Genomic DNA, 4372 nt, shown 5'->3' with positions numbered 1-4372 from the left:
GTCACCCGTCCGACGCGCCAGGCGCCGTCGACGGCCACGCCACGCAGCCGGCCCGACGATGGCGAGGCGAGGCCCGCCTTCCGCCGTCCCGGCGGCTTTGCCGGCGGCCCGCCGCGCGGAGCCCCGGTGCCTGCTCCCAAGACGCCCAAGGTCGGCGAGAAGCCGCGTGGCCGCCTGACGCTGTCGACCGCGACCGGTGGTGACGACGAGCGCACACGCTCGGTCGCCGCCTTCCGCCGGCGCGTCCAGCGCATGACGGGGCACCGCGCCTCCGACGTGGCGAAGGAGCGCGTGATGCGCGAGGTGATCATTCCCGAGACGATCACCATCCAGGAACTCGCCAACCGCATGACCGAGCGCGGCGTCGACGTCATCCGCCTGCTGATGAAGCAGGGCGCGATGCACAAGATCACGGACGTGATCGACGCCGACACCGCCCAGCTTGTGGCCGAGGAAATGGGCCACACCGTCAAGCGCGTGGCCGAATCCGATGTCGAGGAAGGCCTGTTCGACACGCCCGATACCGACGACACGCTGAGCTCGCGCCCGGCCGTCGTCACGATCATGGGCCATGTCGACCACGGCAAGACCTCGCTGCTCGACGCGATCCGCCAGACGCATGTCGTCACCGGCGAGGCCGGCGGCATCACCCAGCATATCGGCGCCTATCAGGTGGTGACGCCGTCCGGCGCCAAGGTGACCTTCATCGACACGCCGGGCCACGCCGCCTTCACGGCGATGCGCGCCCGCGGCGCCAAGGTCACCGACGTCGTCGTGCTGGTTGTGGCGGCCGATGACGGCGTGATGCCGCAGACGGTCGAGGCGATCAATCACGCCAAGGCTGCCGGCGTTCCACTGATCGTGGCGATCAACAAGATCGACAAGACCGACGCCAGCCCCGAGCGGGTGCGCGCCGAGCTGCTGCAATACGAGATCCAGGTCGAGTCGCTCGGCGGCGAGACGCTCGAAATCGAGGTTTCGGCCAAGACCGGCAAGAACCTCGACAAGCTGCTCGAGGCGATCGCGCTGCAGGCCGAACTGCTCGACCTCAAGGCCAATCCGGATCGTCCGGCCGAGGGCACGGTGATCGAGGCCAAGCTCGATCGCGGCCGCGGCCCGGTCGCGACCGTGCTCGTCCAGCGCGGCACGCTGCGCACCGGCGACATCATCGTGGCGGGTTCCGAATGGGGTCGCGTGCGCGCGCTGATCGGCGACACCGGCGCCCATATCAAGGAGGCGCCACCCTCCCTGCCGGTCGAGGTCCTCGGCTTCAATGGCACCCCTGAGGCGGGCGACCGCGTCGCGGTCGTCGAGTCGGAGGCGCGGGCCCGCGAGATCACCGACTACCGCGAGCGCCAGAAGCGCGACCGGATCGCCGCGCGCGGCGGCGGATCGGCTGCGGGCCGTTCGCTCGCGGACATGATGCGCGATCTCAAGGAAGGCGCCGGCCGCAAGGAGTTCCCGCTCGTCGTCAAGGGCGACGTGCAGGGCTCGGTCGAGGCCATCGTCGGCACGCTCGAGAAGGTCGGCAATGACGAGGTGCGCGCCCGCGTGCTGCAGTCGGGCGTCGGCGGCATCACCGAATCCGACATCACGCTGGCCCAGGCTTCGGGCGCGGCCGTGATCGGCTTCAACGTGCGCGCCCACAAGGAAGCGCGTGAGGCGGCCGAACGGGCCGGCGTCGAAATCCGCTATTACAACATCATCTACAACCTCGTGGACGATGTGAAGGCGGCGATGTCGGGCCTGCTGGCGCCGACCCTGCGCGAAACCATGCTCGGCAATGCGCTGATCCTCGAGATCTTCGCCGTCTCCAAGGTCGGCAAGATCGCCGGCTGCCGCGTCACCGACGGCACGATCGAGCGTGGCGCCAATGTCCGCCTGATCCGCGACAACGTCGTCGTCCACGAGGGCAAGCTCGCCCAGCTCAAGCGCTTCAAGGACGACGCCAAGGAGGTCGTGGCCGGCCAGGAATGCGGCATGTCCTTCGAGAACTATCAGGACATGCGCGCCGGCGACGTGATCGAGTGCTACCGCGTCGAGGAGATCAAGCGCACGCTCTGAGGCGTCTGCTTCGACCCAGGCTGATCATGGCCGGGCTTGCCCGGCCATGATGCTTTTATCGACCGTCCATCCGGTCCGATCCCGGAGAACGAGAACCATGGCAAAACCCGCAAAACCCTTCGGTCCCAACCAGCGCCAGCTGCGCATCGGCGAAGTCATCCGTCATGCGCTGGCCGAGCTGCTTTCGCGCGGCGACATTCATGACGAGGTGCTGGCCAGGCACGTCGTCACGGTGCCCGAAGTGCGCCTGTCCTCGGATCTCAAGCTCGCGACCTGCTACATCATGCCGCTCGGCGGCGGCGACGTGAAACCGGTGCTGAAGGCCCTGAACGACCACAAGCGCTATATCCGCGGCGAGATCGCTCACCGCGTGAACCTGAAATTCGCGCCCGATATCCGCTTCCTGGCAGATGAGAGCTTCGCCGAGGCCGAGCGGGTCGACGCGATCCTCTATTCCGACAAGGTGCGGCAGGACATCCTGAAGCAGCCGCTGCGCATCCAGACGGACGAGCAGGACAATGACTGAACCGGCCTCTCCGGACCTCCTCGAACCCCAGGGCCAGAGCTTTGCGCCGCGACCGAAGAAGCGCGACGTCCACGGCTGGGTCGTGCTCGACAAGCCCGTCGGCATGACCTCGACCCACGCGGTCGCGGTCGTCAAGCGCGCCTTCTCGGCGAAGAAGGCCGGCCATGCCGGCACGCTCGATCCGCTCGCCTCGGGCCTGTTGCCGATCGCGCTCGGCGAGGCGACCAAAACAGTCCCCTTCGTCATGGACGGGCGCAAGGCCTATCAGTTCACCGTCGCCTGGGGCACGCAGACCGATACCGACGACGCGGAAGGCCGCGTCATCGCAACGGCTGAAACCCGGCCGGACGAGCAGGCCATCACGGCCCTGCTGCCACAGTTCACGGGCACCATCAGCCAGGTTCCGCCGAAATTCTCCGCCATCAAGATCGCCGGCGAGCGCGCCTACGACCTCGCCCGCGACGGCGAGGACGTGGTGCTGGAGGCGAGGCCCGTCGAGATCGACGCGCTGCGCATCGTCTCGCACTCGCCGGAGACGACGACCTTCGAGGCTGAGTGCGGCAAGGGTACCTATGTGCGTGCGATCGCCCGCGATCTCGGCGTTTCGCTCGGCTGCCTCGGCCATGTCGTGCATCTGCGGCGGACCCGGGTCGGGCCCTTCGCGATCGACGACGCAGTCTCCGTCGAGACGTTGCGGGAAAGCCCCGAGAGCGCGGCTGCAACCCTGCTGCCGGTCAAGACGGCGCTGTCGCTGATCCCGGAGGTCGTGGTTCACAAGGATGCGGCGCTGCGGCTGAAGCGGGGCCAGAGCGTGCTGCTGCGCGGGCGCGACGTGCCCGTCGAGAGCCCCGCGCTCTACGCCACCTGCGGCGGCGTGCTCATCGCCATCGGCGCGGTCGAGCAGGGCGAGCTGGTTCCTCACCGCGTCTTCAACCTCTGAAATCCCATCGCGACCGGCGTTTCGAAACGTCGCGTTAAGAGGCCAGTCGATATGTGTCGGAGACAACGCTCCGGCATGTCCCGGCCGCCGCCGCGCAAGAACGGCATGGCCACAGCCAGATCCGGAGCGGCGGCCGTGGGGAACTCAGCGCCATGCGCGTTACACATTTTCTGATCTGCACCATCGCAGCCGGTGGCGCCGCCATCCTCGCGAGCGGTTTCGTCGCCTATCAACAGATGCGCTCGCTCTCGACGGCACAGGAGACTCAGAGCCTCGTCGCCGCCTCGGAGGCGGTCAGCCGCGTGATCGAGCGCGCCGCGATCGAGCGCGGTGCCATCACGCAGGTGATCCTGGCCGCCGATCCGGACGGCAAGATCGCCGCTGCCGCAGCCCAGGCCGCGCGCGAGACCGATGCGCGCGTCTCCCAGATGCAGGCCAGCTTCGCCGCGACAGGCTTCGCACAACGCCAGGAACTCGCCGGCCCCGTGTCCCAGATCGGCCAGCGTCTCGTCGAGGCGCGCCGCCTCGCGGCAGCGGAAGCCGCCAAGGCCCTGCAGCAGCGCGATCCCAAGGCCGCCCAGGCCTTCAGCGCCACCGTCCTCGATCTGCTCAACCAGCAGACGGGGCTGCAGCGCCAGATCGGCGCCCGCATCGGCGACCTGAACCCGGAGGTCAGCAACACCGTCTCGCTCGGCGAGTTCGCCACGACGATGCGCGAGGCGGCCGGCAGCCGCTCGGTTCACTTCACCCAATATGTCGGCAGCGGCGTGAAGATGACGCCCGCGGCGGTGTCGCAGGTCGATCGGCTCAGTGGTCGCATCGAGCAGCTCTGGGTCCTGATC

4 protein-coding genes are annotated in these 4372 nt (G+C 68.4%); all 4 read left to right on the top strand.

Annotation, left to right across the window (positions count from 1 at the left end; genetic code table 11):
* On the top strand, positions 1-2064 hold a 2064-nt coding region (gene infB / locus Q8M82_RS07210), incomplete at its 5' end, for a translation initiation factor IF-2 (RefSeq protein WP_305690697.1).
* Positions 2065-2161: 97 nt separating this feature from the next.
* Positions 2162-2590, top strand: coding sequence for a 30S ribosome-binding factor RbfA (gene rbfA / locus Q8M82_RS07205; protein ID WP_305690696.1), 429 nt, complete (start codon positions 2162-2164; stop codon positions 2588-2590).
* A complete protein-coding gene (gene truB, locus Q8M82_RS07200; RefSeq protein ID WP_305690695.1) occupies positions 2583-3530 on the top strand; it encodes a tRNA pseudouridine(55) synthase TruB in 948 nt (315 codons plus the stop codon). The genes rbfA and truB overlap by 8 nt, the downstream gene beginning before the upstream one ends.
* Positions 3531-3682: 152 nt before the next feature.
* The coding region (locus Q8M82_RS07195) for a hypothetical protein (RefSeq protein WP_305690694.1) at positions 3683-4372 on the top strand (690 nt) is incomplete at its 3' end.

The organism is Allobosea sp. (assembly GCF_030694325.1).
Taxonomy (GTDB): domain Bacteria; phylum Pseudomonadota; class Alphaproteobacteria; order Rhizobiales; family Beijerinckiaceae; genus Allobosea.
This window is presented reverse-complemented; position numbering and strand designations above follow the sequence as displayed.